Annotated in this window: 22 protein-coding genes and 1 pseudogene; 10 read left to right on the top strand and 13 right to left on the bottom strand. The window is 72.0% G+C overall.

Going from position 1 to position 22,167, the window contains the following annotated elements:
• Window positions 1-9: 9 nt before the first annotated feature.
• A pseudogene (locus IE295_RS06055) lies at window positions 10-1,053 on the bottom strand (ParB/RepB/Spo0J family partition protein); the annotation flags it as partial.
• Between the two features lie 443 nt (window positions 1,054-1,496).
• Here IE295_RS06055 and IE295_RS06050 point away from each other — a divergent pair.
• From IE295_RS06050 to rfbD, 3 genes are all read left to right on the top strand, one after another.
• Window positions 1,497-2,564, top strand: coding sequence for a glucose-1-phosphate thymidylyltransferase (locus tag IE295_RS06050; RefSeq protein ID WP_190062459.1), 1,068 nt, complete (start codon window positions 1,497-1,499; stop codon window positions 2,562-2,564).
• A 73-nt stretch (window positions 2,565-2,637) separates the two neighbouring features.
• Window positions 2,638-3,627, top strand: coding sequence for a dTDP-glucose 4,6-dehydratase (gene rfbB / locus IE295_RS06045; protein ID WP_190062458.1), 990 nt, complete (start codon window positions 2,638-2,640; stop codon window positions 3,625-3,627).
• A gap of 31 nt (window positions 3,628-3,658) precedes the next feature.
• On the top strand, window positions 3,659-4,570 hold the full coding sequence (rfbD, locus tag IE295_RS06040) for a dTDP-4-dehydrorhamnose reductase (protein ID WP_190062457.1): 912 nt from the start codon (window positions 3,659-3,661) through the stop codon (window positions 4,568-4,570).
• Window positions 4,571-4,586: 16 nt separating this feature from the next.
• Here rfbD and IE295_RS06035 read toward each other — a convergent pair whose 3' ends face one another.
• Window positions 4,587-5,204, bottom strand: a complete 618-nt coding sequence (locus tag IE295_RS06035) for a dTDP-4-dehydrorhamnose 3,5-epimerase family protein (protein WP_190062456.1) — start codon at window positions 5,202-5,204, stop codon at window positions 4,587-4,589.
• Window positions 5,205-5,266: 62 nt separating this feature from the next.
• Window positions 5,267-6,199, bottom strand: coding sequence for a phosphotransferase (locus IE295_RS06030; protein ID WP_190062455.1), 933 nt, complete (start codon window positions 6,197-6,199; stop codon window positions 5,267-5,269).
• Between the two features lie 45 nt (window positions 6,200-6,244).
• Here IE295_RS06030 and IE295_RS06025 point away from each other — a divergent pair, with 45 nt between their 5' ends.
• Window positions 6,245-7,015 (top strand): inositol monophosphatase family protein, encoded by a 771-nt coding sequence (locus IE295_RS06025; protein WP_190062454.1) that lies wholly within the window; start codon window positions 6,245-6,247, stop codon window positions 7,013-7,015.
• Between the two features lie 12 nt (window positions 7,016-7,027).
• Here the strand turns inward: IE295_RS06025 and IE295_RS06020 are convergent, their stop codons facing one another.
• Both IE295_RS06020 and IE295_RS34080 read right to left on the bottom strand, forming a co-directional pair.
• The gene (locus IE295_RS06020) at window positions 7,028-8,263 is read right to left on the bottom strand and encodes a DegT/DnrJ/EryC1/StrS aminotransferase family protein (RefSeq protein WP_190062453.1); all 1,236 of its coding nucleotides are present in this window, start codon (window positions 8,261-8,263) and stop codon (window positions 7,028-7,030) included.
• Between the two features lie 67 nt (window positions 8,264-8,330).
• Window positions 8,331-9,830 (bottom strand): FAD-binding protein, encoded by a 1,500-nt coding sequence (locus IE295_RS34080; protein WP_263453522.1) that lies wholly within the window; start codon window positions 9,828-9,830, stop codon window positions 8,331-8,333.
• Window positions 9,831-10,063: 233 nt separating this feature from the next.
• On the opposite strand from IE295_RS34080, the gene IE295_RS06010 reads away from it, so the two are divergent.
• Entirely contained in the window at window positions 10,064-11,344 is a 1,281-nt protein-coding gene (locus IE295_RS06010) for a DegT/DnrJ/EryC1/StrS aminotransferase family protein (RefSeq protein ID WP_190062452.1), read from the top strand.
• Between the two features lie 7 nt (window positions 11,345-11,351).
• On the opposite strand, the gene IE295_RS06005 is transcribed toward IE295_RS06010, so the two are convergent.
• Window positions 11,352-11,996, bottom strand: a complete 645-nt coding sequence (locus IE295_RS06005; protein ID WP_190062451.1) for an HAD family hydrolase — start codon at window positions 11,994-11,996, stop codon at window positions 11,352-11,354.
• A gap of 282 nt (window positions 11,997-12,278) precedes the next feature.
• Window positions 12,279-12,887, bottom strand: a complete 609-nt coding sequence (locus IE295_RS06000; RefSeq protein ID WP_190062450.1) for a TetR/AcrR family transcriptional regulator — start codon at window positions 12,885-12,887, stop codon at window positions 12,279-12,281.
• A gap of 91 nt (window positions 12,888-12,978) precedes the next feature.
• On the opposite strand from IE295_RS06000, the gene IE295_RS05995 reads away from it, so the two are divergent.
• Both IE295_RS05995 and IE295_RS05990 read left to right on the top strand, forming a co-directional pair.
• Window positions 12,979-13,413 (top strand): nuclear transport factor 2 family protein, encoded by a 435-nt coding sequence (locus IE295_RS05995; RefSeq protein WP_190062449.1) that lies wholly within the window; start codon window positions 12,979-12,981, stop codon window positions 13,411-13,413.
• Window positions 13,410-14,273: an NmrA family NAD(P)-binding protein gene (locus IE295_RS05990; protein ID WP_190062448.1), complete on the top strand. Its 864-nt coding sequence runs from the start codon at window positions 13,410-13,412 to the stop codon at window positions 14,271-14,273. Before IE295_RS05995 ends, IE295_RS05990 begins: the two co-directional genes overlap by 4 nt.
• Window positions 14,274-14,404: 131 nt before the next feature.
• Here IE295_RS05990 and IE295_RS05985 read toward each other — a convergent pair whose 3' ends face one another.
• Window positions 14,405-14,896, bottom strand: coding sequence for a hypothetical protein (locus IE295_RS05985; protein WP_190062447.1), 492 nt, complete (start codon window positions 14,894-14,896; stop codon window positions 14,405-14,407).
• A gap of 123 nt (window positions 14,897-15,019) precedes the next feature.
• Window positions 15,020-15,784: a Crp/Fnr family transcriptional regulator gene (locus IE295_RS05980; protein ID WP_190062446.1), complete on the bottom strand. Its 765-nt coding sequence runs from the start codon at window positions 15,782-15,784 to the stop codon at window positions 15,020-15,022.
• Between the two features lie 166 nt (window positions 15,785-15,950).
• Between IE295_RS05980 and IE295_RS05975 the strand changes: the two genes are divergently transcribed.
• Genes IE295_RS05975 through IE295_RS05965 form a run of 3 tightly spaced genes read left to right on the top strand, consistent with a single transcriptional unit; the run spans window position 15,951 to window position 19,429 of the window.
• Window positions 15,951-16,694, top strand: a complete 744-nt coding sequence (locus IE295_RS05975) for a hypothetical protein (RefSeq protein ID WP_190062445.1) — start codon at window positions 15,951-15,953, stop codon at window positions 16,692-16,694.
• Window positions 16,695-16,741: 47 nt separating this feature from the next.
• Entirely contained in the window at window positions 16,742-18,883 is a 2,142-nt protein-coding gene (locus IE295_RS05970; RefSeq protein ID WP_190062444.1) for a hypothetical protein, read from the top strand.
• A 9-nt stretch (window positions 18,884-18,892) separates the two neighbouring features.
• A complete protein-coding gene (locus IE295_RS05965) occupies window positions 18,893-19,429 on the top strand; it encodes a Pycsar system effector family protein (RefSeq protein ID WP_190062443.1) in 537 nt (178 codons plus the stop codon).
• A 119-nt stretch (window positions 19,430-19,548) separates the two neighbouring features.
• Here IE295_RS05965 and IE295_RS05960 read toward each other — a convergent pair whose 3' ends face one another.
• From IE295_RS05960 to IE295_RS05945, 4 genes are all read right to left on the bottom strand, one after another.
• Entirely contained in the window at window positions 19,549-20,007 is a 459-nt protein-coding gene (locus IE295_RS05960) for a hypothetical protein (RefSeq protein WP_190062442.1), read from the bottom strand.
• A gap of 138 nt (window positions 20,008-20,145) precedes the next feature.
• On the bottom strand, window positions 20,146-20,847 hold the full coding sequence (locus tag IE295_RS05955) for a hypothetical protein (protein WP_190062441.1): 702 nt from the start codon (window positions 20,845-20,847) through the stop codon (window positions 20,146-20,148).
• 126 nt (window positions 20,848-20,973) lie between these two features.
• Window positions 20,974-21,672 (bottom strand): hypothetical protein, encoded by a 699-nt coding sequence (locus tag IE295_RS05950; protein ID WP_190062440.1) that lies wholly within the window; start codon window positions 21,670-21,672, stop codon window positions 20,974-20,976.
• A gap of 40 nt (window positions 21,673-21,712) precedes the next feature.
• Window positions 21,713-22,167 (bottom strand): glycosyltransferase (locus tag IE295_RS05945; protein WP_190062439.1); only part of this gene is annotated, 455 nt, incomplete at its 5' end.

Here is a 22,167-nt window from a genome sequence, read left to right as displayed (position 1 = left end):
GCCCGCCGTGCCCTCCACCTCGCCGCCGCTCCTCTCCAGCTGCTCGGCCACCTGCTGCCAGATCTCGGCGCAGCCCCGGGCCAGTTCGGCGATGACGCCGACGCGGTGCGGCGGGATGTTGCCGAGCAGGCGCTCCCAGTCCTGGCCCTGCACCGCCACGACGTTGAGCCAGCGCAGGAGTGCGCGGCCGTCCTCGGTCAGCCGCACCGACGGATCGCGGCTGAGGTGGCGCAGCATCAGGGTGCGTGAGGGCCTGTTCACCTCGGCCTCATCAGAGCGCCGTCGCTGTGGCGGCTCCTCGGTACCGTTGCCCGTCCCCGTCTCCTTCCGTCCCCGCGCCCGTTCGGGTACGGGGCCCTCGCCGCGTTGCAGCCGTTTGCGGACGTCGGAGACGGTGCTGAGCGACACGCCCGCCTGTGCGGCGATCTGGCGCAGCGGGGCCGAGGGGTTCTCCTGCAGGAGGCGGCCGGCCAGCACGCGTCCTTCGGTGGGGTCCAGCGGCCGGGCCCTGCCGTCCCGGCCGATGCGGACGTTCGACTGTGGAAGTGCCTCGGTTGAACGGGCGCGGAGAGCGCCCACCGTCTTGGCCGAGAGCCCGGTCGCCGACCCGATCGCCCGGTCCGACCACAGGGGGTGGCTGCTGAGGATCCGTGCCGCGGCCGCCTTGCGGTCGTCGCGGGTGAGCGGCAGGCCGTGGGTGACGTTGGATTCCACGGCGAGCACGAAGGCGTCCTTCTCCTCGCCCTCGAAGTACCGGACCTCGATCTCCGTCGCACCCCGGAGTTCGGCGGCCCGCAGCCGGTGCATGCCGTCGATGACGCGCATCGTGGACGGCATCACGACGATGGGGGGCAGTTGTGCGTCGGATTCCGCGAGCGCGCGAATGTGCTCCGGGTTCTCTCCGGCCCTGCGGGGGGAGTCGGACGGCCGGAGAGAGCTGATGGGTACCCTGGCGACACCGGATAAATTCGAGCTACAGGTACTGAATTCTGCGGTAGGACCCGCAGGCGTGTCACGGGCTTGAACGGGGCTGTTACGGGAATTAGTCTCCACTACATACCCTTCGGCCACAAAGGCATTCCACTGTAAGGAGTCCGGCACCGCCTCGGGGCTTTCCTCCGTCATATGCTTAGCACCCGCCAAGATCTCAGTAAAGCAAGGTAAAGCGGCTGAAAAGTGCCCCTGTGGAGGGCGGGCGCCGCCCCGTCCCGGACCCGCCGGCCGAGCAGAACCGGGCGGACACCGGGCGGACACCGGGCCCGCACGGGACACCGGCGGCGGCACCGCTCGGCGGACCGTACCCGCCTGCGGCGCTTTCCGGCCGCAGGTGCGTCACAACGACCGATCTTGTCTCAATGCGCCCCTTACACATGCGAGTTGCGCCGAGGAGTGGATCACGCCACGCAGCGTACGTTTCCCGCCACCCGGTGGCGGGGCCGCCCGGTGCGGCGACCGACGGACCCCTGGCCCCACCCCACACCATGCAGGGAGCACCCATGAAAGCGCTCGTACTGGCCGGCGGCGCGGGCACCCGCCTGCGGCCCATCACCCACACCTCGGCCAAGCAACTGGTCCCGGTGGCCAACAAACCCGTTCTCTTCTACGGGCTGGAGGCGATCGCCGCCGCCGGGATAACGGACGTCGGCATTGTGGTCGGCGACACGGTCGACGAAATCATGGAAGCCGTGGGGGACGGCTCCAAATTCGGCCTCGACGTCAGCTACATTCCGCAGCAGGAGCCACTGGGGCTCGCCCACGCCGTCCGTATATCCCGCAAGTACCTGGGGGACGACGACTTCGCGATGTACCTCGGAGACAATTTCGTCGTGGGTGGCATCGACGAGCCGATCCGCGAGTTCCGCGCGCACCGGCCGGACGCCCACCTGCTGCTCACCCATGTGTCCGACCCCCGGTCCTTCGGCGTGGCCGAGCTCGACGCCTCCGGCCGGGTGCGCGGTCTGGAGGAGAAGCCTGCGCGCCCGAAGAGCGACCTCGCCCTGGTCGGCGTGTACCTCTTCTCCCCCGCGATCCATGAGGCCGTGCGGGCCATCGAGCCGTCCTGGCGGGGTGAGTTGGAGATCACCCACGCCGTGCAGTGGCTCATCGACGCGGGCAGGGACGTGCGCTCCACACAGATCACCGGCTACTGGAAGGACACCGGCAACGTCACCGACATGCTGGAGGTGAACCGGCTGGTCCTGGAGACCGTCGAGCCGCGCTGCGACGGCCTCGTGGACGAGCGCAGCGAGCTCATCGGACGCGTCCGCGTCGACGAGGGCGCCGTCGTCCGCAACTCCCGCGTCGTGGGCCCCGCGGTGATCGGCTCGGGCGCGGTCGTCGCCGACTCCTACGTCGGGCCCTTCACCTCCATCGCGGAGGACTGCCTCGTCGAGGACAGCGAGGTGGAGTTCTCCATCGTGCTGCGCAACGCCTCCATCTCCGGCGTGCGGCGCATCGAGGCGTCCCTCATCGGCCGGCACGTCCGGGTGACGCCGGCCCCGCCCGTGCCGCACGCCCACCGGCTCGTCCTCGGCGACCACAGCACGGCCCAGATCTCGTCCTGACCACAGGCCTCGACCCACCCTCCCTCGATTCCGCCCTTCCTCGATCCCACCTTCCGGAAAGCAGGGCCCCGCCATGACCACGCGTCTGCTCGTCACCGGCGGAGCCGGTTTCATCGGCTCCCACTACGTCCGCACCCTGCTCGGCCCGGAAGGGCCGCCCGATGTGCGGGTCACCGTGCTGGACGCCCTGACCTACGCGGGCAACCCGGCCAACCTCGACCCCGTGCGCGACGACCCCAGATGCGTCTTCGTACGGGGCGACATCTGCGACGCGCCCCTGGTCGACCGGGTCATGGCCGGCCAGGACCAGGTCGTCCACTTCGCCGCCGAGTCCCACGTGGACCGCTCGCTGCTCGACGCCTCCGCGTTCGTGCGCACCAACGTGCAAGGCACGCAGACGCTCCTCGACGCGGCGCTGCGGCACGGCGCGGCCCCGTTCGTGCAGGTGTCGACCGACGAGGTCTACGGCTCGCTGGAGCACGGATCGTGGAACGAGGACGAGCCGTTGCGGCCCAACAGCCCCTACTCCGCCTCCAAGGCGTCGGCCGACCTCCTCGCCCTGGCCCAGCACGTCAGCCACGGCCTGGACGTCCGGATCACCCGCTGTTCCAACAACTACGGCCCCTACCAGTTCCCGGAGAAGCTGATCCCCCGCTTCGTCACCCTGCTGATGGACGGACGCAAGGTGCCGCTGTACGGCGACGGACTGCACGTGCGGGACTGGCTGCACGTGGACGACCACGTACGGGGCATCGAGGCGGTCCGGACCCGGGGACGGGCGGGACGGGTGTACAACATCGGTGGCGGCACCGCGCTGAGCAACAGGGAGCTCGTCGGCCTGCTGCTGGAGGCCTGCGAGGCCGGCTGGGACAGCGTGGAGTACGTCGAGGACCGCAAGGGCCACGACCGCCGCTACGCGGTGGACTCCGGCAGGATCAGCCGTGAGCTCGGCTTCGCGCCCGCCACGGACCTGGGCACCGGCCTGGCCGCCACCGTCGCCTGGTACCGCACCCACCGTTCCTGGTGGGAACCGCTGCTCGCGCACCGTGCCCTGTCCGCCTGACCCCGCCCACCCCGAACCGGAGGTCGTCGCCGTGTCCCCGATACCCGCTGCCGGCTGGCTCGTCGCCGGCGCCGACGGCATGCTCGGGCGCGAACTCACCGCCCGCCTGGCCCTCCAGGGGATCGCGGTGACCGCGCTCGGCCGCGCCGCCCTGGACGTCACGGACCCCGCCTCCGCGCGGGCCGCCGTCGCACGCCACCGGCCCGCGGTGGTCGTCAACTGCGCGGCGTGGACGGCGGTCGACGCGGCCGAGTCGCATCCCGCACAGGCCATGGAGGTGAACGGCGCGGGACCCGCGCACCTGGCCCACGCCTGCCGCCGGAGCGGCGCACGACTGCTCCAGCTGTCCACCGACTACGTCTTCGCCGGGCTGGCCGACCGCCCGTACCGCGAGGACGACCCTCCCGGCCCGCGGACGGTGTACGGCATGACCAAGCTCGCGGGCGAACGGGCCGTGCTCGGCATCCTGCCGGAGACCGGTTACGTGGTGCGCACGGCCTGGCTGTACGGGGCGGGCGGCCGGAACTTCGTCTCCACCATGATCCGGCTGGCGGCCGGCCGGGACACCGTGCCGGTCGTCGACGACCAGCACGGTCAGCCGACCTGGACAGCTGACCTCGCCGACCGGCTGGTCGCGCTGGGCACCGCGGCGCTGCGGGACACGGCGCCCGCCGGCGTCTACCACGCGACCAACACGGGCGGGACGACCTGGTACGCGCTGGCGCGTGAGACGTTCCGGCTGCTCGGCGCCGACCCGGACCGGATCCGCCCCACCAGCAGCGGCGCACTGGACCGCCCCGCCCCGCGGCCGGGCTTCAGCCTGCTCGACCAACGCCGGTGGCAGGAGGCGGGGATGGGCCCGCTGCGCGAGTGGCGCGAGGCGCTGGCGGAGGCGTTCCCCGCGCTGCGCGATGCGGCGGGCCGGGCGGAGCAGGGGCGCTGAGCAGCCCCCCGGCCCCTCAGGCCGGGTGCCGTGCGGCCGCGAACCTCTCCCGCATGGCTTGGTGGAACGTCGTGCACGCGCCGAAGTCCGGCAGCAGCCCGCGCCGTTCCATCTCCTCGAGACCGGGGGCCGTGCGGTCCTTCTCGGACAGCACGGGCTCGATCCCGGCGGGCCAGTCGATGCCGAGGGCGGGGTCGAGGGGATGGACGGCGCGCTCGCGCTGCGGGGCGTACTCCTCGGAGGTGAGGTAGACGACGGTGGCGTCGTCGGTGAGGGCCATGAAGGCATGGCCGAGGCCGGCTTCGGCGTACACGCTCAGCCGCGGGTCGTCCAGGCGCACCGCCCGCCAGGTGCGGTAGGTGGGCGAGCCGACGCGGAGGTCGACCACGACGTCGAGCACGGAGCCGCCGACGCAGGTGACGTACTTCGCCTGTCCGGGCGGGACGTCGGCGTAGTGCACGCCCCGCACCACGCCGCGCCGGGAGACCGACCGGTTCACCTGCGCGACGCCGGGTGCGTAGCCGAGGACGTCGCTCAACGCCCCGCCGCGGAAGAGTTCCTGGAACTCTCCGCGGTCGTCCCCGAAGGCCTGCGTCTCCACCAGCCAGGCGCCTTCCATACCGAGCGGACGCATGCAGCGACTCCTCACACGAGCAGGGGTGATGGTGGTCCCGGCGCCGGGACCCCGAAGGGCGGTCAGAGGGCCGGGAGGTAGTGCGTGAGCCGTCCCCACATGGCGTCGTCGTCGGCGTCCCCCGTGTGGGGCCCGGAGAACCGCGCGGCGTACTCGGCGATCTCGGCGAGCGTCCAGCGCAGGGCGTAGAAGCGCAGGAATTCCGCGCGCCCGCGCGGTGGGGTGCCGAACGCCCTGGTGACGGCCGACCAGTCGCGTTCCGGCGGGGCCCACATCATGCCGCCCCAGTCGAGGATGTGGACGTCCGGCCCGAACAGGACGTTGGACGGGCTCGGGTCGCCGTGCGTCAGCGCGGGCCGCTCGCCCTGCCACAGGATGGCGCAGCGGTCGGCGACGCGTGCCGCGTCCCGCCGCAGCGCGGTGAGGTGGTCCCACCGCCGGGTGACCAGCTCGGTCAGGCGCCGGCCGTACGGCCCGTGGCCGGCTGTCTCGTCGTTCAGCGCGGCCTGCAGCGCCTTCTCCAGATCGGACTCGAACGGGAACCGGAAGTCCTCCACGGGCACGTCGGCCGGGAGTCCGGCGGGGGCGGCGAAGCGGTGGACCTCCTCCAGCTGCCGTACGAGAACAGCGAGTTGCGCGGCGTCCGGGGCCACCGGGGCGGCGGCCGCGCGTTCGACGTAGGGGAAGACCACGACGGGGAAGCCCGCTATGTCGTGGACGACCCTTCCGTCCCGTCCGGGCAGCGGGGCGAGGACGAAGTCCTTTCCGCCCTCCCGCAGCAGAACCGCCGCCTCGTAGGCCCCCGGGAAATGGCCGTCGAGATCACGGCGCACGCTGATCCACAGGGATCCGAAGCGATATGACCAGCTGTCCTCGCCGAGCGGAAGGAATTCCAGCTCTTCGGCTTCTCCGTCATCGCGCCCGGTGTCCTGGAAGTTCTCCGCGACAAGGCGGAGCAGGCTCCGGCGCTCCACGATCTTGTTCTCCAAGAGCATGCCAGAGGCTAACACCGGCCTGTGGCAAAGGGATATGGTGCGGCGATGGAAACCGACAGCGATGTCATTCTCGCGCACCGCCTCGTCGACCTGGCCGACGAAATGGCACTGGGATTCTTCGGACAGGATCCCGATTCACGGAAGAAGGCCGACGGCAGTCCGGTCAGTGAAGCCGATCTCGCGGTCGAAAAGGCCATGCTCGAGGTGCTGGCCGCCGAGCGTCCCGGGGACGCGGTGCTCAGCGAGGAGAGCGGAGCGATTTCGGCGGCCGCGCGCCGCTGGATTCTCGACCCCATCGACGGCACGATCCCGTTTCTGGCCGGAGAGCGCGACTGGGGCACCCACGTGGCCCTCGAGATCGACGGGGAACTGCGGATCGGCGTCATCAGCCGGCCCACCGAGGGCAGGCGCTGGTGGGCGCGGCACGGCTTCGGCGCGTACGCCTCCCCCTCCGCCCGGCCCCTGTCGACGGCGCGGCGGCTGCGGCTTCCGCAGGCCGATCTCGCCCTCGACCGGGCCCGGGTGGGCGGCTTCCTGTTCCCCGGCTCGCCCGTCGGCGCCGTGCAGGAGCGGATGCGCTGGACCGAGTCCTCGGTCTGCCTGGTCGGCGACCTCCTGGAGGGACGCGTGGACGCGGTGATCGACGAGGGCGGGCACGTGTGGGACCGGGCCCCGGTCGCCCTGCTGGTGCGGGAGGCCGGCGGGCGCCTCGACGATCTGCGGGGCGGCCGCCGGCTCGACGGGCCGTGGCTGGTGTACGCGGCGAGCGGCGTCGCCCGCGAACTGACCGGGCTCCTGCGGGGCGTGGCCGGCTGAGCCGGCCCCCGCTCACACCGTCCTGGTGCCCGTGACCGCTCGCCGGAACTCCCGCGCCACCTCGTCGATCTCGGCCTCCGACGACCCGGCGTGCACGCCGAATCCCGCGCCCAGGTAGCCGTCGGAGACCCCGGTGGCCAGCGCCACCGAGCGGGCGAGGATGTCGTCGGTGCGCGGCAGCGCGCCCCGCTCGTAGTCGCGCGGCCACCGGCCGGCGCCGGGCGCCCGGAACGGCACCACCGAGCGGTCCCCCCGCCCGAACGCGGCCAGCGCGGGCAGGCTGCCGTAGTGGTGCGTCGGGGAGTCGGAGAGCGGTTTGGCGCCGATGCGTCCGGCGACGTCCTGCGCGTGCTTGGCGTGCTCGAACACGTACACCGCGAAGGTGCCGCACTCCCCCGCCGCGTCGTGCAGCGTCCTGCGGCGCACGTCCGGGAGGTCGCCGATGCGCTCGACGAGCCGCCGCTTGACCGCTCTGACCCGCTCGAGGATCCGGTCGAGCTTGCCGAGCTGGGCGAGCGCCACGGCCGCGTGCAGCTCGCCGAGCCCGAGGTTCATGCCGAGCAGCGGATCCCCCTCGCCGTGGTCCCGGCGGTAGGGGAACCATCCCTGGTCGTGGAAGGAGTAGGCGCGCTGGAAGACGAGCGGGTCGTCCGTGAGGACGAACCCGCCCTGGAGCGCCGTGATCACCTTGAAGTGGTTGAGCGAGAACGTCCCGGCGGCACCGAGGGTGCCCAGCGGGCGCCCCCGGTAGCTGGCGCCGGCGCTCTGCGCGCAGTCCTCGAGGATGTGCAGCCCGTGCTCGGCGGCGAGGGCGCGCAGGGCCGTCATGTCGGCGGGCGCGCCCAGCATGTGCACCGGCATGATGGCCTTGGTGCGGGGGGTGATCTTCGCCCGTACGTCGGCCGGGTCGAGGGTCAGGGACTCGTCGATCTCGGCGAGGACGACGTCGGCACCGCAGTGCAGCACCGAGGCGATCGAGGCGACGAACATGTAGCCGGGCACGATCACTTCGTCGCCCGGCCCGATCCCGAGTCCCACCAGGGCGGCGACGAGCGCGGACGTGCCGCTGTTGACGCCGAGGCAGTGGGCGGCGCCGAAGCGCGTGGCCGCGGCCCGCTCGAAGCGGCGGACCATGACCCCTTCGCCGGGGTCGTCGAAGGCCTCGCGGCCGGCCTGCCAGCGGTCGAGCACCTCGAGGACGTTGTCGCGTTCCTCCTGGCCGACGAAGCGGTATCCCGGTCCCGGCACTGTTCCTCCCTGGGTTGTCGCGCGGAGCTGATGCTGGTGGTCGTGGCGGTCCGTGCGGCCGGGCGGCCTACGCCGCGCGGGCGAGGAGCGCGGCCAGCCTGCGGGACAGCGCGATGGCCGTCAGCGACGGGTTCGCGGCGCCCAGGCGGGGGAAGACGGCCGGCCCCGCGGCGTACAGGCCGGGGAGGTCCGCGAACTCGTGGCGGGACGTCAGCACCCCGCCCAGCGGCAGGCTGCCGCCCTCGTGGTCCTCGGTGCCGAGCAGGCTCGTCCAGGTCTCCGGCACGCCCGGCGGCTGGGACCGGGTGCGGCCGGGCAGCACCAGGGTGTTGTCCCGGCCCGGGTCGCCGAACTCCGTGAAGTCCATGGGTGCCGGGGGTAGCCCCAGCTCGTGCGCGAGCGCCCGCCAGAAGTCGCGCAGGACGTCGCGCTGCGCACCGATCAGTTCGCGGTCCTCCGCGAGCAGCGCGGTGCGGACCCGCGCCTGCCAGGGCAGGGCGGCGGCGGGGCGGCACTCCACCACGCTGTCGGCATTGGGGAGCTGCTCCCCGGTCACCCGTACGTCCAGCAGCACGGCGCCCGGCCCGTCGTCGTGGACGTCCATCCGCAGGTACGAACGCGAGGCGGGGTCGGCCGGCACGTAGTACGAACCGGGCCGCGGGACGCGTGCGGCGGCGGTGCCGCCGGCCGTGGGCAGGCGGACGACGAAGCCCTGCACGATGTGGTCGGCGAGGCCGCCCAGCCGGGGCGCGCTCAGCCGTCCCGTCGCGGTGAGGGCCTGGATCGCCAGGCGCGTGCTCTCCACGGTGCCGGCGCACAGCACCACGGTGCCGGCGGTGATCGCCCTCGTGGCGCCGGCGGCGTCCCGGACGAGCACGCCCCGGGTGGTGCCGCCGCGCACCTCCACGGCGAGGACCTCGGTGCGGCAGTGGACCCGGACGCCGGGCGGGGGCGCCGGGCGGCCGTCGGTGTCGCGCCAGTGGTGCAGGGCGGTGTACGCCTCCCAGCGGTCCTCGCCGGGGGCCCGGCGGCAGGCCCGGGGCAGGGGGCGGAAGTCCTGGCCGCCCAGCGCGTGCCGCTCCGAGGCCTCCCCGGTGCTCCAGGGCGCCCGGGAGCTCCAGTCCATCAGGTCGGCGGTGACCTGCTTGTACAGCGAGGGGCCGCCCCGCCAGCTCTCGGTGAGGTCGGCGACGACGTCGGAGGGCCACCAGGGGGCGCGCAGCGCCCAGTCCTCCAGCGGCAGGATCACTCCGTGCCAGTACAGGGACCGGCCGCCCAGCCTGCGGCGCAGGCCGGAGATCCCGGTGTAGTGCGGGGCCGAGTCGGCGGCCCAGGGGCGGTGGAAGTGCGGGTCGCTCTCGGGGGCGAAGACCACGTGGGTGGCGTCGTCCCGCGTGCGCTCCATGTGGATGTGCGCGAGGTCGTCGCCGGGGCCTGCCTCCAGCACCACGACGTCCCCGGCCCCTTGTTCCGCCAGGGCCGTGGCGAGCTCGAGCCCCGCGAGCCCGCCGCCCACCACCACGATGCCGGCATGGGGCTGGATTTCCGTTCCGGTAATGCTGGACAACTTCACTCCCTCGCGCGCTGCTTTTCCCGCCGTTGGTCACGAAGGTGCGGCCGGGTGGAACCGGTCGCAGGCTCGCCGCAGCGTACCCAGCCGTTCGACTGGGCGCGTTCTTCAGTCGAACGCGGCCGCGTCCCGGCGCTCCACGGAGGCGAAACGGCACGCTGTGGCGTACGCCCGGCAGGGGTGCGTAAATTCCGTGGGATCTGTCGCATCCTCGAAAGGCGAGGGCAACCATGGGAAATTCACTGGCGATCTCCGGTGGGCCACGACTGACCGACCGGGAGTGGCCGCGCTGGCCGCAGCCGGGGGACCAGGCGCTGAAAAGCCTCGAAGACGTACTGACGAGCGGCCGCTGGACCATCAGTTGCGCCTATCAGGGGCGGCAATCCTACGAGCGGCAATTCGCCGCCGCATTCGCGGACTACTGCGGTTCCACCCTGTGCGTTCCGACGGCGACGGGAACGTCGGCTCTGGCCATCGCGCTCGAGGCCTGCGGGGTAGGGGCCTCGGACGAGGTCATCGTCCCCGGCCTGAGCTGGGTGGCCTCGGCGTCGGCCGTGCTGGGGATCAACGCCGTGCCGGTCCTGGTCGACGTCGACCCCTCGACCTACTGCCTGGACCCGGCGGCCGTGGAGGCGGCCGTCACCCACCGGACCCGGGCCATCACCGTGGTCCACGCCTACTCGGCCGTCGCCGACCTGGACGCGCTCCTGGACATCGCGCAGCGGCACGGCCTGCCGCTCATCGAGGACTGCGCGCACGCGCACGGCGCCCGCTACGGCAAGTGGCCGGTGGGCGCCTTCGGTACGGCCGGGGTGTTCAGCATGCAGGGCAGCAAGCTCCTGACGTGCGGCGAAGGCGGCGCCGTGGTCACGGACGACCCGGAGATAGCGGTCCGTGCGGAGCACCTGCGCGCGGACGGCCGGATGCTGCGGCGCGACGCGGTGGGCGTCGGCGAGATGGAACTGCTGGAGACCGGCCAGCTGATGGGCAGCAACGCGTGCCTGTCGGAGTTCCATGCGGCGGTGCTGATGGACCAGCTCGACCTCCTCGACGAGCAGAACGCCCGCCGGACCAGGTCCGCGAACCACCTGACCGGCCGACTGGGCGAGTTGGGCCTGGGCCTGACGGTGCAGGAGACGTCGGCCGGGACGACCGATCGCGCCTACTACCGGTACGCGGTGCAATTGCCGGACGAGCTGCTGGCCGTCGCCCCCGTGGACCGGATCGCCCGGGCGCTGACCGCCGAGCTGGGCTTCCCCGTGATGCAGACCCACCGGCCGCTCAACGACAATCCGCTCAACCGGCCCAGCACCCGGCGCCGGTTCGCCACCGACGCCGAGTACATGGCACGCGTGGAACCCTCCCGGTTCGGCCTCCCCGTCGCCAAGCGCATCCACGAGAGCGTGGTGAGCTTCGGCCACGAGGTGCTCCTGGCCCCCCTCGACGCCATCGACGACATAGCTTCGGCGTTCGGGAAGGTCATCGCCCATGTCCGGGAGCTCGCCGACTGAGGGAACGTCACAGCATGGTCGGCAGGGCGTCACCGTGCAGGGCCGGCCCGAGCCCGCCGGCGAGGACGTCCGGCGTGGAGACGTGCAGGGTGCGCATCCCGAGTGCGGCTCCCGCCCGCAGCACCGCGAGGCGGTCGTCGATGAGCAGCGTCTCGGCGGCCGTTGCCCGGCACCTGCGCAGGGCCTCGGCGAAGTACGACCGCGCCGGCTTGACCCGGCCGACGCTCCATGACGAGCACAGCACGTCGAACATCGCGAAGTGACCGAAGGCGTCGTTCTTCAGCCGGTCCCAGTGCTCGGCCTCGTTGTTGGTGAGCACCACCGTCAGGCCGGGCCGCTCCTCCCGCAGCTCCCGCAGGGCGCGGAAACTGTCCTCGTACGCGCGCACGCTGTCCATGTACGCGCGGTCCAGCCACCGCGTGTCCCGGAGCACGTCCCCGGCCGGTCCACGGCAGTCCGCGACGAGCTGCCGGAACACCTGGTGCACATGCCGTCCCCCGTCTTCGTACGCGGGTGCCGCCGCATAGGCCCGCCGGGTCAGCTCCTCCCGGTTCACGCCGTACCGGTCGGCAACCTCATGGAGGAAACCGGTCTCCTCATTGATGTTGTTGAACAGCACACCGCCGGCATCCACGAAAAGCGTCCGGATCACCGCATCGCCCTTTCCCCCTAGCCGTCCGCGCTCATTCCGCGCGCACCCGCCCCGCGGGCGGCACGACCATACTGGGGATTCGGCTTGTGTGAGCAGCAACGGACCATGGACGTGACCACAGGCCGTCTCCTGCCGGCGGATTCAGCGGGAAGTTGGGACGATCGCAGGGCCTGCGCGTCACCCTTCGATGCCCGGGCTCCGGGCGCCCGGGGGCGAGAACGGCTCGACGCCGACCACGCGACGTACCCTCACGCCGGCCCGAGCGGCGTCCGAACGATGTCGTCAGTGTTCGGCGGCCGACCCTCGTCGAGCGCGGGTGCCGAGGATCCCGGCGGTGAAGTCCGCGAGTTGCAGGCGGAGTTGTTCGCGGGTCACATCCTTCTCGCCGGCCAGGTAGGCGACGAGATCGGCCCGGGTGGCGGCGAGCAGGGCGTGGGCGGTGAAGTCGCTGTCGGTCACGCCGGGGATCTGCTCCAGCAGGTCGCGGAGCAGGGCGTGCCATCGCTCGTAGTGCTCCGCCCGGTAGGGGCTGTCCGCCCCGGTCCCCTCCAGGGCCAGCGCGAGGTGGCGGTGGTCGAACTTGAAGCACAGCACGGCGTCGAGCAGGGCCGGCACGCGCTCCGGCGGCGGGGTGCCGGGCCCCAGCGGCGGCGAGCCTTCTTCGACGGCGTTCCTGATGGGCTCGAGCCGCGCCTCGCACAGCGCGCGGATCAGCCCGGAGCGGTCGCCGAAGGCCCGGAAGAGCGTTCCCTTGCCGACGCCGGCCGCTGCCGCGATGTCGGCCATGGTCACTTCTTCGGGGCTCTGGCATTGAGCGAAGAGGGTGTCGGCGGCCGCGAAGACGGCTGCCCGGTTCCGGGCCGCGTCCTTGCGTGGCTTGCGTTCGGGCATGGGGTTCCTCCGGTTGCGATACGGACCAGCGGTCCGTATCTTTGCGGAAGAAGCGGACCACAGGTCCGTATCGTACGGGACGGAGACCCTCATGCCCGCAGACACCTGCGTCTCGGCAGCAGATCTGTACCGCCACAGCCTGCGGCTGCTGCTGGACAAGGACATTCCCGCCTGGATCGGCCTGTGGGCCGAGGACGGCGTCATGGAATTCCCCTTCGCTCCCCCGGGCCGGCCCGGGCGCCTGGAGGGCAGGGCGGCCATCGCGGACTACATGCGCGACTACCCCGACCACATCGACCTGCACGACTTCCCCGACCTGAAGATCCACGAGACCACCGCCCCCGGGACCGTCGTGGTCGAGATGCGCGGAGTGGGCCGCCTGGTTGAGACTGGCGCCCCCTTCGACATGACCTACATCGCCGTCGTGACCGTCGAGGCCGGACGTTTCACCTCCTACCGCGACTACTGGAACCCGCTCGCCGTCCAGGAGCTCGGAGCGGACTTCGCCCGGGGCGGGGCCCGATGACTGTCACCGCCACCGGCGACGTCGGCACCACCCTGGTCATCGGGGCCACCGGCACCACCGGCAGCCGCACCACCGCACAGCTGACCGCCGCCGGCCACCGCGTCAAGGCCGCGAGCCGTCGGGCCACCCAGCTCCCGGGCGCGGAACCGGTCCGCTTCGACTGGTACGACCCCGCCACCTTCGGAGCCGCACTCGACGGAGCCGACCGCGTCTACCTCGTCCCGCCCGTCGGTGACCCCGACCCGGCCGCGGTCATGCTGCCCTTCCTCCACCGGGCCCGCGCCGCCGGCGTCCGCCGCGCCGTACTCCTCAGCTCCTCGGCCGTCCCCGAGGGCGGCCCGGCGGCAGGCGCGGTGCACCGGGCCCTGCCCGGCCTGTTCGAGCAGTGGGCGGTGCTGCGGCCCTCCTGGTTCATGCAGAACTTCACCGGCACGCACGCCCACGCCGACAGCATCCGCGAGCACGGCGTCATCCTGACCGCGGCCGGGACCGGCCGGGTCGGCTTCGTCGACGCCGACGACATCGCCGCCGTCGCCGTACACGCCCTGACCGACGACCGCGCCCCCGACACCGACCTGGTCCTCACCGGACCGGAGGCCCTCAGCCACGACGACATCGCCACGATCGTCACCCAGGTCACCGGCCGCCCCGTGACCCACCACCACCTGACCCACGACGAGCTGCGCGACCGGCTCGCCGCCCTGATGCCGCGGGAGTTCGCCACGATGCTGGCCGCCATGGACCGCGCCATCGCCGACGGAGCCGAGGACCGCACCACCGACACCGTCCAGCGCCTCACCGGCCGCCCACCGCACAGCTTCCGGACGGTCGCCGAACGGGAGCTGACGCCCCGCGGATGACGTGCGACGTACTCCGGCCGGCCCGGGAGCTCTCCGGGCCACGCCAACGGCAGCGGGGAACCTCCGGTTCGTCGGCACGGCAGAGCGCCCTGTGCACTCCCGCGTGCACAGGGCGCTCGTCATGGTGCGCCTCAGGAGCAGCGGCCGCCGGTGCCGGTGCTCCAGATCGGCTGCCCGCCGGGCCGGTAGATCACCAGGTTGCCGTCGTTCTGGACCTGGAGGTAGGCACCCCGGTTGCCCTCGGTGCCGGATGCCCAGAGGACGCGGCCGCCGGCGTCGTAGACGACGAAGTTCCCGTCGTCCTGCATGGTCGCCCTGTAGCCGTTGGGCCAGGCGTTCGACGCCTGCCACAGTCCCGTGCCCCCGCAGTAGAGCACCAGGTTTCCGTCGTCCTGGAGGACGAGCTTGGTGTTGCCCGCTCTCATCCAGTCGCCGCGGTAGAGCGACGACTGGCCGGGGAGGGAAATGTCGGGGACGCTCGGCTGGGCGGAGGTCGTGCGGGTGGCCGCCGTGGCCGCCGAAGGCGCGGCGGAAGCGGTGGCGGCGGTGGTGGCGACCGTGGAACCCGCCAGTGCGAGTGCTGCCAGCGCGAGAACCGCACGCTGCTTTCCGGTTCGCTTCATGATGTCCTCCATCGTCTGCACAGGCATGGCCCGTGGCTGTGGTTCGGGGCGGTGCGTGCGCCGTTGATGCGGTGCCGTGGAACCCGGCGCATTCGCAGCGTGCCGGTGCAGGGGCGGAGGCCACTACGACAAGTGGCGCGTTCGCGGACTGGACGGGCGGGACGGGGCGGACGGGGCGGACGGGGCGGACGGTCGGGACGGTCTGTTGTGGTCGCCGTCGTCGTGTGCGGCATCGGTGAGGGCGTCACGCGACAGGACCGTGATGCCGCGACGCCGGGTGGCCACGGCGCCGTCGGCACGCAGCTGTTCCAGGGCGCGGGCGACGGAGCGCAAGGAGGTGCCGAGGTGGTCGGCGAGTTCGGCCTGGGACAGCGGGATCGGGCGGTCCGGGGAGGCCTCGGGGTGCCCCGGGCTGACGTCGAGCAGGAGCAGGGCCAGGCGCCGGTGGACGGTGTGGGCGGCCGCGTCCAGGCGGCGGTGGTCGGAGGTGCGGAGCCGGTCGGCGACCGTGCCCAGCAGGGCGAGGGCGGCGCCCGGGGTGTCCCGCAGGTAGCGCACGAAGTCGTCGGCGGGGATGGTCACCGCCCGTACCGCGTCGGCGGCGGTGACACGGGCCAGGCGGGGATGGCCGTCGATGGCGGCGAGTTCTCCGACGACACTGCCGGGACCGCGCAGGGCGAGCAGGATCCTCCGGCCGTTGCCGGCGGAGAGGGTGATCTTCAGGTAGCCCTCATGGACGAGGAGGACGTGGCGGGTGGTGTCGTTCTCGTGGAGCAACACGTCGCCGGTTGCGTAGGTCCTGGCCGTGCCCATCGCGAGCAGTCGCCCGCGGGCCTGCCCGTCGAGCCGGTCGACATAGGCGTGCCGGTCGGTGAAGGTGCGCTCCATCTGTTCCTCCATGTGCAGTGCAGCGGGCCGAACGCGCCATCTGGCGTGGCCTTCACGACCGCCGTCCGGCATCCTGAACCGAACACAAGTGCAGCACCAACAGGTCCGCTCCCATGACCCGTTCACCCGGCCATGCACGGCGGCTTTGCGTCACGGAGGTTGTTTGATGACGGTCGTACCGGCCCGGCGGACCATGCTCCTGTTCGACATCGAGGACTCGCAGCGTCACCACGACGCCGGTCAGCAGGCGATCCGGCAGACCTTGTACGACGTCGTGGGCGCACTGCTCGAGCAGTCGGGCGCCGACGAGGCCGAGTGCCGCACGGAGTACCGGGGTGACGGGCTGTTCGTCCTGGTGGACCCGGCCGTCCGGCTGCCCGCGCTGTTACGGCAGTTGCTCATCACCCTGCCCGAGGAGCTGGCCCACCGCCGGCAGAACCACGGCCACGGCGCCCCCGTCCGGCTGCGGGCCGTGCTGCACCGGGGAACGGTCATCGAGGACGAGAACGATGTGGTCGGCTCCACCCTCAACTCGGCCTTCCGCCTGCTCGACAGCGATCCGCTCAGGTCGTCCCTGCGGGGGGCCGGGCCGGGGACCGACTTCGTCCTGTGCGTCTCGGAGACCGTGTACGACGACGCGGTGTGGCCGGGGCACAAGGGCGTCGACCGGGAGGCGTTCAGGCAGGTGGTCGTCCCGGCCAAGAACGGCAGCCGGGTGCTGACCGGCTGGCTCTACGCACCGGAGGCACGGGGGCAGGGGTCCGAACCCTCCGAGCCCGGACCGGATTCGGCCACCCGGCCCGCGCGGACGGACCAGGCGGCGCCGGGGGGCGCGGGCTCGGTCAACGTCAAGGGGGCCCAGGTCAGCGGCGGTCACGTCGGCACCCTCACCAACAACTTCAACGGCTGAGGACGCAGAGGGCGCAGAGGGCGCAGAGGCCACAGGAGACCGCGCACATGGAACGACAGCAGACCCCGGGGCGCCGTTCCCTGGACCGGCGCAGACGGCAGCGGGCCGCGGCCGGCCACGGAGACCTCTCGCACAAGGTCAAGGGAGCCCAGGTCAGTGGTGGCCATGTCGGCACGCTGACCAACAACTTCCACGCGGCGGCGCAGCACCACCACTACCACGGGCCCGCCGACAGCGCACTGCCGCAGGCGGGCCGGGTGCCCGCGGAGCGCCTGGAGCAGCTGGAGCGCGTGTACGTACCCGGTCCGTACCATGCGAAGGCGCTCGGGCAACTGCTCGCGCAGCGTTACGTGGTGCTGCGCGGACAGCCCGGCACCGGCCGCTCCACGGCCGCGGCCAGGATGCTCGCCGAGGTGGCGGGCACCGACGTGTACCGCCTCGCGGAGACGGCGGAACCGGAGAGGATCCCCGACCGGGAATCGCGGACGGGCGGCTTCATCCTGCCCGTCTCGCCGCAGGGCCGCGTACTGACCCGCGGCGCTCTGGAGACGACGGCCTCCCGGTTGCTCGAGAACGAGCAGTACCTCGTGCTCGTCGTCGACCACAACGTCCGGCTCGGCGGTGTGGAGCCGGTGGACTGGGAGCCCGCGCCCCCTCGCGACGTGCTCGCCAGGCACCTCGAGTCGCTGCTCGGCGACGGCGACTACCGCGCCCACGGCACGGAGCTGATGGAGCTGGAGGCCACTCACCGTTTCCTGGCCTCGCCTCCGGCACCCCGCGAATGCCCCGCATACGCCGGGCTCCTGGCCGAGTACCGGCGCGGCACGGTGTCCGAGGAGGAGCTGGAGCACTTCGACACCGAGGCCGACCGGCGCCGGGTCACGTCCGCCCTGGGCAATCCGGACGTCTCGCTGTGGGACAAGGCCTTCCTGATCGCCCTGTCGGTCCTGGGCCCCGCGCCGTATCCCCTCCTGGTCCAGTGCGGTGACCGTCTCGCGGAGGGGTTGTACGCCGTCGAGCAACCCGGCACGCCCGTGGGCCGCCCGGTGTTCGACCCCGACCGGATGCGCAGGCTGCTGGGGCTGGCACACGCCTTCCTGGCGGAGTCCGCCGGGACGCGGTTCGGCGGTGCCGAGCAGGCGGTGGTCCGCATGTACGACGAGGACGACCGCCTGCATGTGCTGGGGCAGGTCTGGTGGCAACATCCCGAGTCCCGTGCCCCGCTGACCGAGTGGCTGGACGCGCTGGCGCACGACGACGAGGACAGCCCGGTCCCGCCGAGCATGGTCCTGCCGGTGGAGGACGCCTTGGCGGAGGGAGCGATGCTCCTCGGCCTGGTGGACTTCCCCGGCGTCTCGGACGACCTGCTGACCGTGTGGGCGATGTCCCCGGCCGAGCCGGCCCGTCGCGTCGCCGCCACGGCCATGACCCTGCTGGCGGAATACGACGCCCTGGCCGACGACGTGCACGACGTGCTCGCCGACTGGAGCAGCGGCCCGGAACCGGAACTGTCCTGGACCGCGGTGCACGCCTACAGCACCCGTACCGACACGCTCGGTGTCCGTACACCCGACGAGGCGCTGGCTGTCATCGAGAACGCGCTGCGGGCCACGCCGGACCACGAAGCCGAGGACGGGACCGAGGACGGGGACGAGGACGAGGGGCCGGACGTCGTCGGCGAGTGCGGCGACGCCCTGTGGTGGATCGCCGAGCTGGGCGACGCCGCCGTCGTGCAGGAGGTGATCGAGCGCCTGCACTCCTGGGTGTTCGACACCGGCGAAGCCGAGGAGAAGAGCCAGGAAGAGTGGCAACGCCTGGGCCTCATGCTCTTCCTGCGCGCCAACCACGCCGCCGACGCTGACGCCGACGAGGACACACTGCTGGGCGTCTCCTTGCTCGCCGCCCTGGCCGACGACGGACCCGACCTGCCGCAGCGAACTCGCGACCAGGTCCACGACCTGTGGGCCGAGGCACTGAGCGCCCCCGACAGTGCCGACGACGTCCGCGCGCTGCTGCACACCTGGCTGGCATGCGCCCGGACGCACGAGCCGTCACGTCACTATCTGGCCGAGCGGCTGCTGCCCGAGCTCGCCACCGGTCAGGACGACCGCGAGCGGCTGCACCTCCTCGTACAGGAGACCGCCGCCGCCTCGGGCCAGGCCGACGACGCCCGACTCCTCACCCCATAGGCAGCCCCCATGACAGCAGTCCGCCGACCACCGACCCCGCCCTCCCCGCCGGCCGACACCACCACCGACCTCGCGCTCCGGCTCCTGGCGGAGACCCGGAAGGAGATCAGCCAGGCCGACACCAAGGCAGCCGCCCTCCTCACCGTGGCAGCCGCGTCCGCAGGCATCACCGTCACCGTCCTCGCCGGCCGCTCCCACCAGCCCGCCGCCCTGTCCGCTCCCGCCCAGTTGCTGTGGTGGACCGGGTGCGCGGCCTGGGCCGCCGCACTGCTCCTCCTGCTCGCCGCGATCATCCCCCGCCGCCTGCACAGCCCCTGGCGGCGAGGACATCCGCTCACCTACTTCGCCGACATCCGCCGGGCACCCGACGCCCACGCGCTGCGCCAAGCGCTCGTCGACACCGCCCGGGACCCCCTCACCCCCCTGATCGGCGAACTCGGCACCGTCGCCCGCATCGCCACCGTCAAGCACCGCTGCGTCCACGCGGGTGCGTTGTGCCACATCACCGCGATCCTGCTCATCCCCATGGCCCTGATGGCCGGCTGAAAGTGACCTGCGCGCCGGCATCAGCGAGGTGAAAGCCGGAAGGCCTTCGGTGTCTCGACACAACCAAGCGCCCCTCCGCCGCGACGGCGGAGGGGGCGAGGGAGCGGGCCGTTACCCCCCTACGGCGCGGTGAGGCCCATCGCCGCGAAGGAGAACCACAGGTCGGCCGGTTGACCGGTGTTGTAACCGGTGTGGAAGCTGAGCTGTGCCGTGGTGGTGCCGATGGTGAGGCCGTCGGGGACGGTGCGGTCACCCGGGGCGGCGGTCGCCAGTGCCTGGACGTTGACGGAGTAGAAGCCCTCTGGCTGGTTGCCGATCGCCCCGGCCTTGAAGCGCACCAGACGGCCGTCGGGGTCACGGCTCTCGATGGGCATCAGCTGGTTGATGCCGGCGTCGAGCTGCATGTAGCGGACCTCACCGGTCAGAGGGAAGACCAGGCCCTCCGGCAGCTTCACCTGAATGATCTCGCCAGGCTCGACCGGGTCGCCGTCGACGTACACCTCGATCGTGAACGAGGCGTTGCCCCCCGGCGCCAGGGCCAGCGGGTTCGGGCTTCCCTGAGCGATGTGGAATGCCATGTCTCTGCTTCCTCTCCTTCTCTCGGTGTTCCCTCGTGGCCGCGGCGGGGACGGTAGGTGTCGGCGCGAAGCCGCCCCAAAGAGCCCCTCTGCCAGAGGAAAGGCGGAAGGGCTGAGATGGGGGGAATCGGGGCGCGGCTACTCCTGCGCCGTCGCGAGGCCCATGGCGATGAAGCAGAAGTCCCAGTTGACCAGTTGGTGGGAACTGTCGCGGATGGCGACGATGAACGACGTCGGCACGACGTAGCTCAAGGCCGCGTGGCCCTCTGGCGCCAAACCGCCGCTCCAGACCGTCGCCGTGACGGCCGGCGTGGACGTGAAGCTGTTGAGGAAGGTGACCTTGTACACCCCTGTTCCTGTCCTCTGGGCAGTGAAGCCGGATCCCGCGTAGACGAATCCGTCGCGCGTGACGACCCCGTACACCCGCTGCTCCACCGGATGCCGCGGGCCGATGCGGAAGCTGAGCTGTGCCGTGGTGGTGCCGATGGTGAGGCCGTCGGGGACGGTGCGGTCACCCGGGGCGGCGTTCGCCTCCGCCTGGACGTTCACGGAGTAGAAGCCCTCCGGCACATTGCCGATCGCCCCGGCCTTGAAGCGCACGAGACGCCCGTCGGGGTCACGGCTCTCGATGGGCATCAGCTGGTTGATGCCGGCGTCGAGCTGCATGTAGCGGACCTCACCGGTCAGAGGGAAGACCAGGCCCTCCGGCAGCTTCACCTGAATGATCTCGCCAGGCTCGACCGGGATGCCGTCGACGTACACCTCGATCGTGAACGGCGAGTTGCCTCCCGGCTCCAGGGCCAGCGGGTTCGGGCTTCCCTGGGTGATGTGGAATGCCATGTCTCTGCTTCCTCTTCTCTCGGTGTTCCTTGTGGCCGGGGCGGGGACGGTTGGTGTCGGCGCGAAATCCGCCCCCACGAGCCCCTCCGCCGGGGGAGAGGCTGAGACAGGGGAATCAGGGCACAGCTACGCCTGTGGCGTCGCGAGACCCATGGCGATGAAGGAGAACTGCCGATTGGCCATCTGACCGGCAAGATCGCGAATGTAGACGTGGAAGAGATTCGCCTGGCCGGCGATGTCAGTGACCACCACCTGGCCCCATGAAGTGTCATGGACCGTAGCTGTCTTGGCCGGTGCGGACATGAAACGGTCGGTGAGGGTGATCTCGTACCATCCGGTTTCTTTCCTCCTCGCGGTGAAGCCGGAGCCGAAGACGACGGTTCCGTCACCCCGGACGGTTCCGTACACCTTGTGCTCCACGGGCTGCGGCGGGCCGACGCGGAAGTTGAGCGGTGCTGTGGTGAGGCCGATGGTGAGGCCGTCCGGGGTGGTGTGGTCGCCCGGGGTGGCATCGGCCGCTGCCTGGACGTTCACGGAGTAAAAGCCCTCCGGCTGGTTGCCGATCGCCTCGGCCTTGAAGCGCACGAGCCGCCCGTCGGGCTCGCGGCTCTCGACGGTCAGCAGCTGGTTGATGCCCGCGTCCAGGTTCATATAGCGGATCTCGCCGGTCAGGGGGAAGACCAGGCCCTCGGGGAGCTTGACCTGGATGATCTCGCCCGGGCCGACCGGGTCGCCGTCGACGAACACCTCGATCGCGAACGAGGCATTGGCCCCCGGCTCCAGGGCCAGCGGGTTCGGGGTTCCCTGAGCGATGTGGAATGCCATGTTTCTGCTTCCTCTTCTCTCGGTGTTTCTCGGTGTGTGGTCATCCGTCGGTGACGGGTGCCTCGTGCGGGGGCCGGTCGCCCGGGGTGACCTGGTGGTAGGCCGCGAGCTGCGCGGCGGCGATCCGGTCCCAGTCCAGGTGGGCCACCGTCGGTGGCCCCTTCGCACCCAGCGCCGCGCAGCGGTCCGGGTCGCGGGTGAGCGCGGCCAGGGCGGCCGCATAGGCGTCGAGGTCGCCGGGCGGGACGCGTACGCCCACGTTGTCGGTGACCAGGTCGCGCAGGCGGGGGATGTCGAAGGCGAGCACGGGGGTGGCGGTGGCCAGGGCCTCGGCGGCGACCATGCCGAAGGTCTCGTGGCGGCTGGGCACGCAGGCCAGGCGGGCGGAGGCCAGCAGGTCGAAGCGGGCCGCCCCGTCGATACGGCCGAGCCAGCGGACGCGGTCGGTGATGCCGAGCTCGGCGGCCAGGGCGCGTGCGGCGCCGGCGTGGGGGC

Source organism: Streptomyces griseocarneus (genome assembly GCF_014655595.1).
GTDB classification, from domain to species: domain Bacteria; phylum Actinomycetota; class Actinomycetes; order Streptomycetales; family Streptomycetaceae; genus Streptomyces; species Streptomyces griseocarneus.
Note: the sequence above shows the minus strand (reverse complement) of the source record. Positions and strands in the feature narration are given on the sequence as shown.

Coding starts and splice junctions, on each gene's coding strand:
- IE295_RS05970 (WP_190062444.1), top strand. CDS start 16,742: ATGGAACGACAGCAGACCCCGGGGCGCCGTTCCCTGGACCGGCGCAGA.
- IE295_RS06000 (WP_190062450.1), bottom strand. CDS start 12,887: ATGCCCGAACGCAAGCCACGCAAGGACGCGGCCCGGAACCGGGCAGCC.
- IE295_RS05995 (WP_190062449.1), top strand. CDS start 12,979: ATGCCCGCAGACACCTGCGTCTCGGCAGCAGATCTGTACCGCCACAGC.
- IE295_RS05990 (WP_190062448.1), top strand. CDS start 13,410: ATGACTGTCACCGCCACCGGCGACGTCGGCACCACCCTGGTCATCGGG.
- IE295_RS06050 (WP_190062459.1), top strand. CDS start 1,497: ATGAAAGCGCTCGTACTGGCCGGCGGCGCGGGCACCCGCCTGCGGCCC.
- IE295_RS05985 (WP_190062447.1), bottom strand. CDS start 14,896: ATGAAGCGAACCGGAAAGCAGCGTGCGGTTCTCGCGCTGGCAGCACTC.
- IE295_RS05965 (WP_190062443.1), top strand. CDS start 18,893: ATGACAGCAGTCCGCCGACCACCGACCCCGCCCTCCCCGCCGGCCGAC.
- IE295_RS05980 (WP_190062446.1), bottom strand. CDS start 15,784: ATGGAGCGCACCTTCACCGACCGGCACGCCTATGTCGACCGGCTCGAC.
- IE295_RS05955 (WP_190062441.1), bottom strand. CDS start 20,847: ATGGCATTCCACATCACCCAGGGAAGCCCGAACCCGCTGGCCCTGGAG.
- IE295_RS06030 (WP_190062455.1), bottom strand. CDS start 6,199: ATGCTCTTGGAGAACAAGATCGTGGAGCGCCGGAGCCTGCTCCGCCTT.
- IE295_RS06025 (WP_190062454.1), top strand. CDS start 6,245: ATGGAAACCGACAGCGATGTCATTCTCGCGCACCGCCTCGTCGACCTG.
- rfbB (WP_190062458.1), top strand. CDS start 2,638: ATGACCACGCGTCTGCTCGTCACCGGCGGAGCCGGTTTCATCGGCTCC.
- IE295_RS06010 (WP_190062452.1), top strand. CDS start 10,064: ATGGGAAATTCACTGGCGATCTCCGGTGGGCCACGACTGACCGACCGG.
- IE295_RS05960 (WP_190062442.1), bottom strand. CDS start 20,007: ATGGCATTCCACATCGCTCAGGGAAGCCCGAACCCGCTGGCCCTGGCG.
- IE295_RS05975 (WP_190062445.1), top strand. CDS start 15,951: ATGACGGTCGTACCGGCCCGGCGGACCATGCTCCTGTTCGACATCGAG.
- IE295_RS05950 (WP_190062440.1), bottom strand. CDS start 21,672: ATGGCATTCCACATCGCTCAGGGAACCCCGAACCCGCTGGCCCTGGAG.
- IE295_RS06035 (WP_190062456.1), bottom strand. CDS start 5,204: ATGCGTCCGCTCGGTATGGAAGGCGCCTGGCTGGTGGAGACGCAGGCC.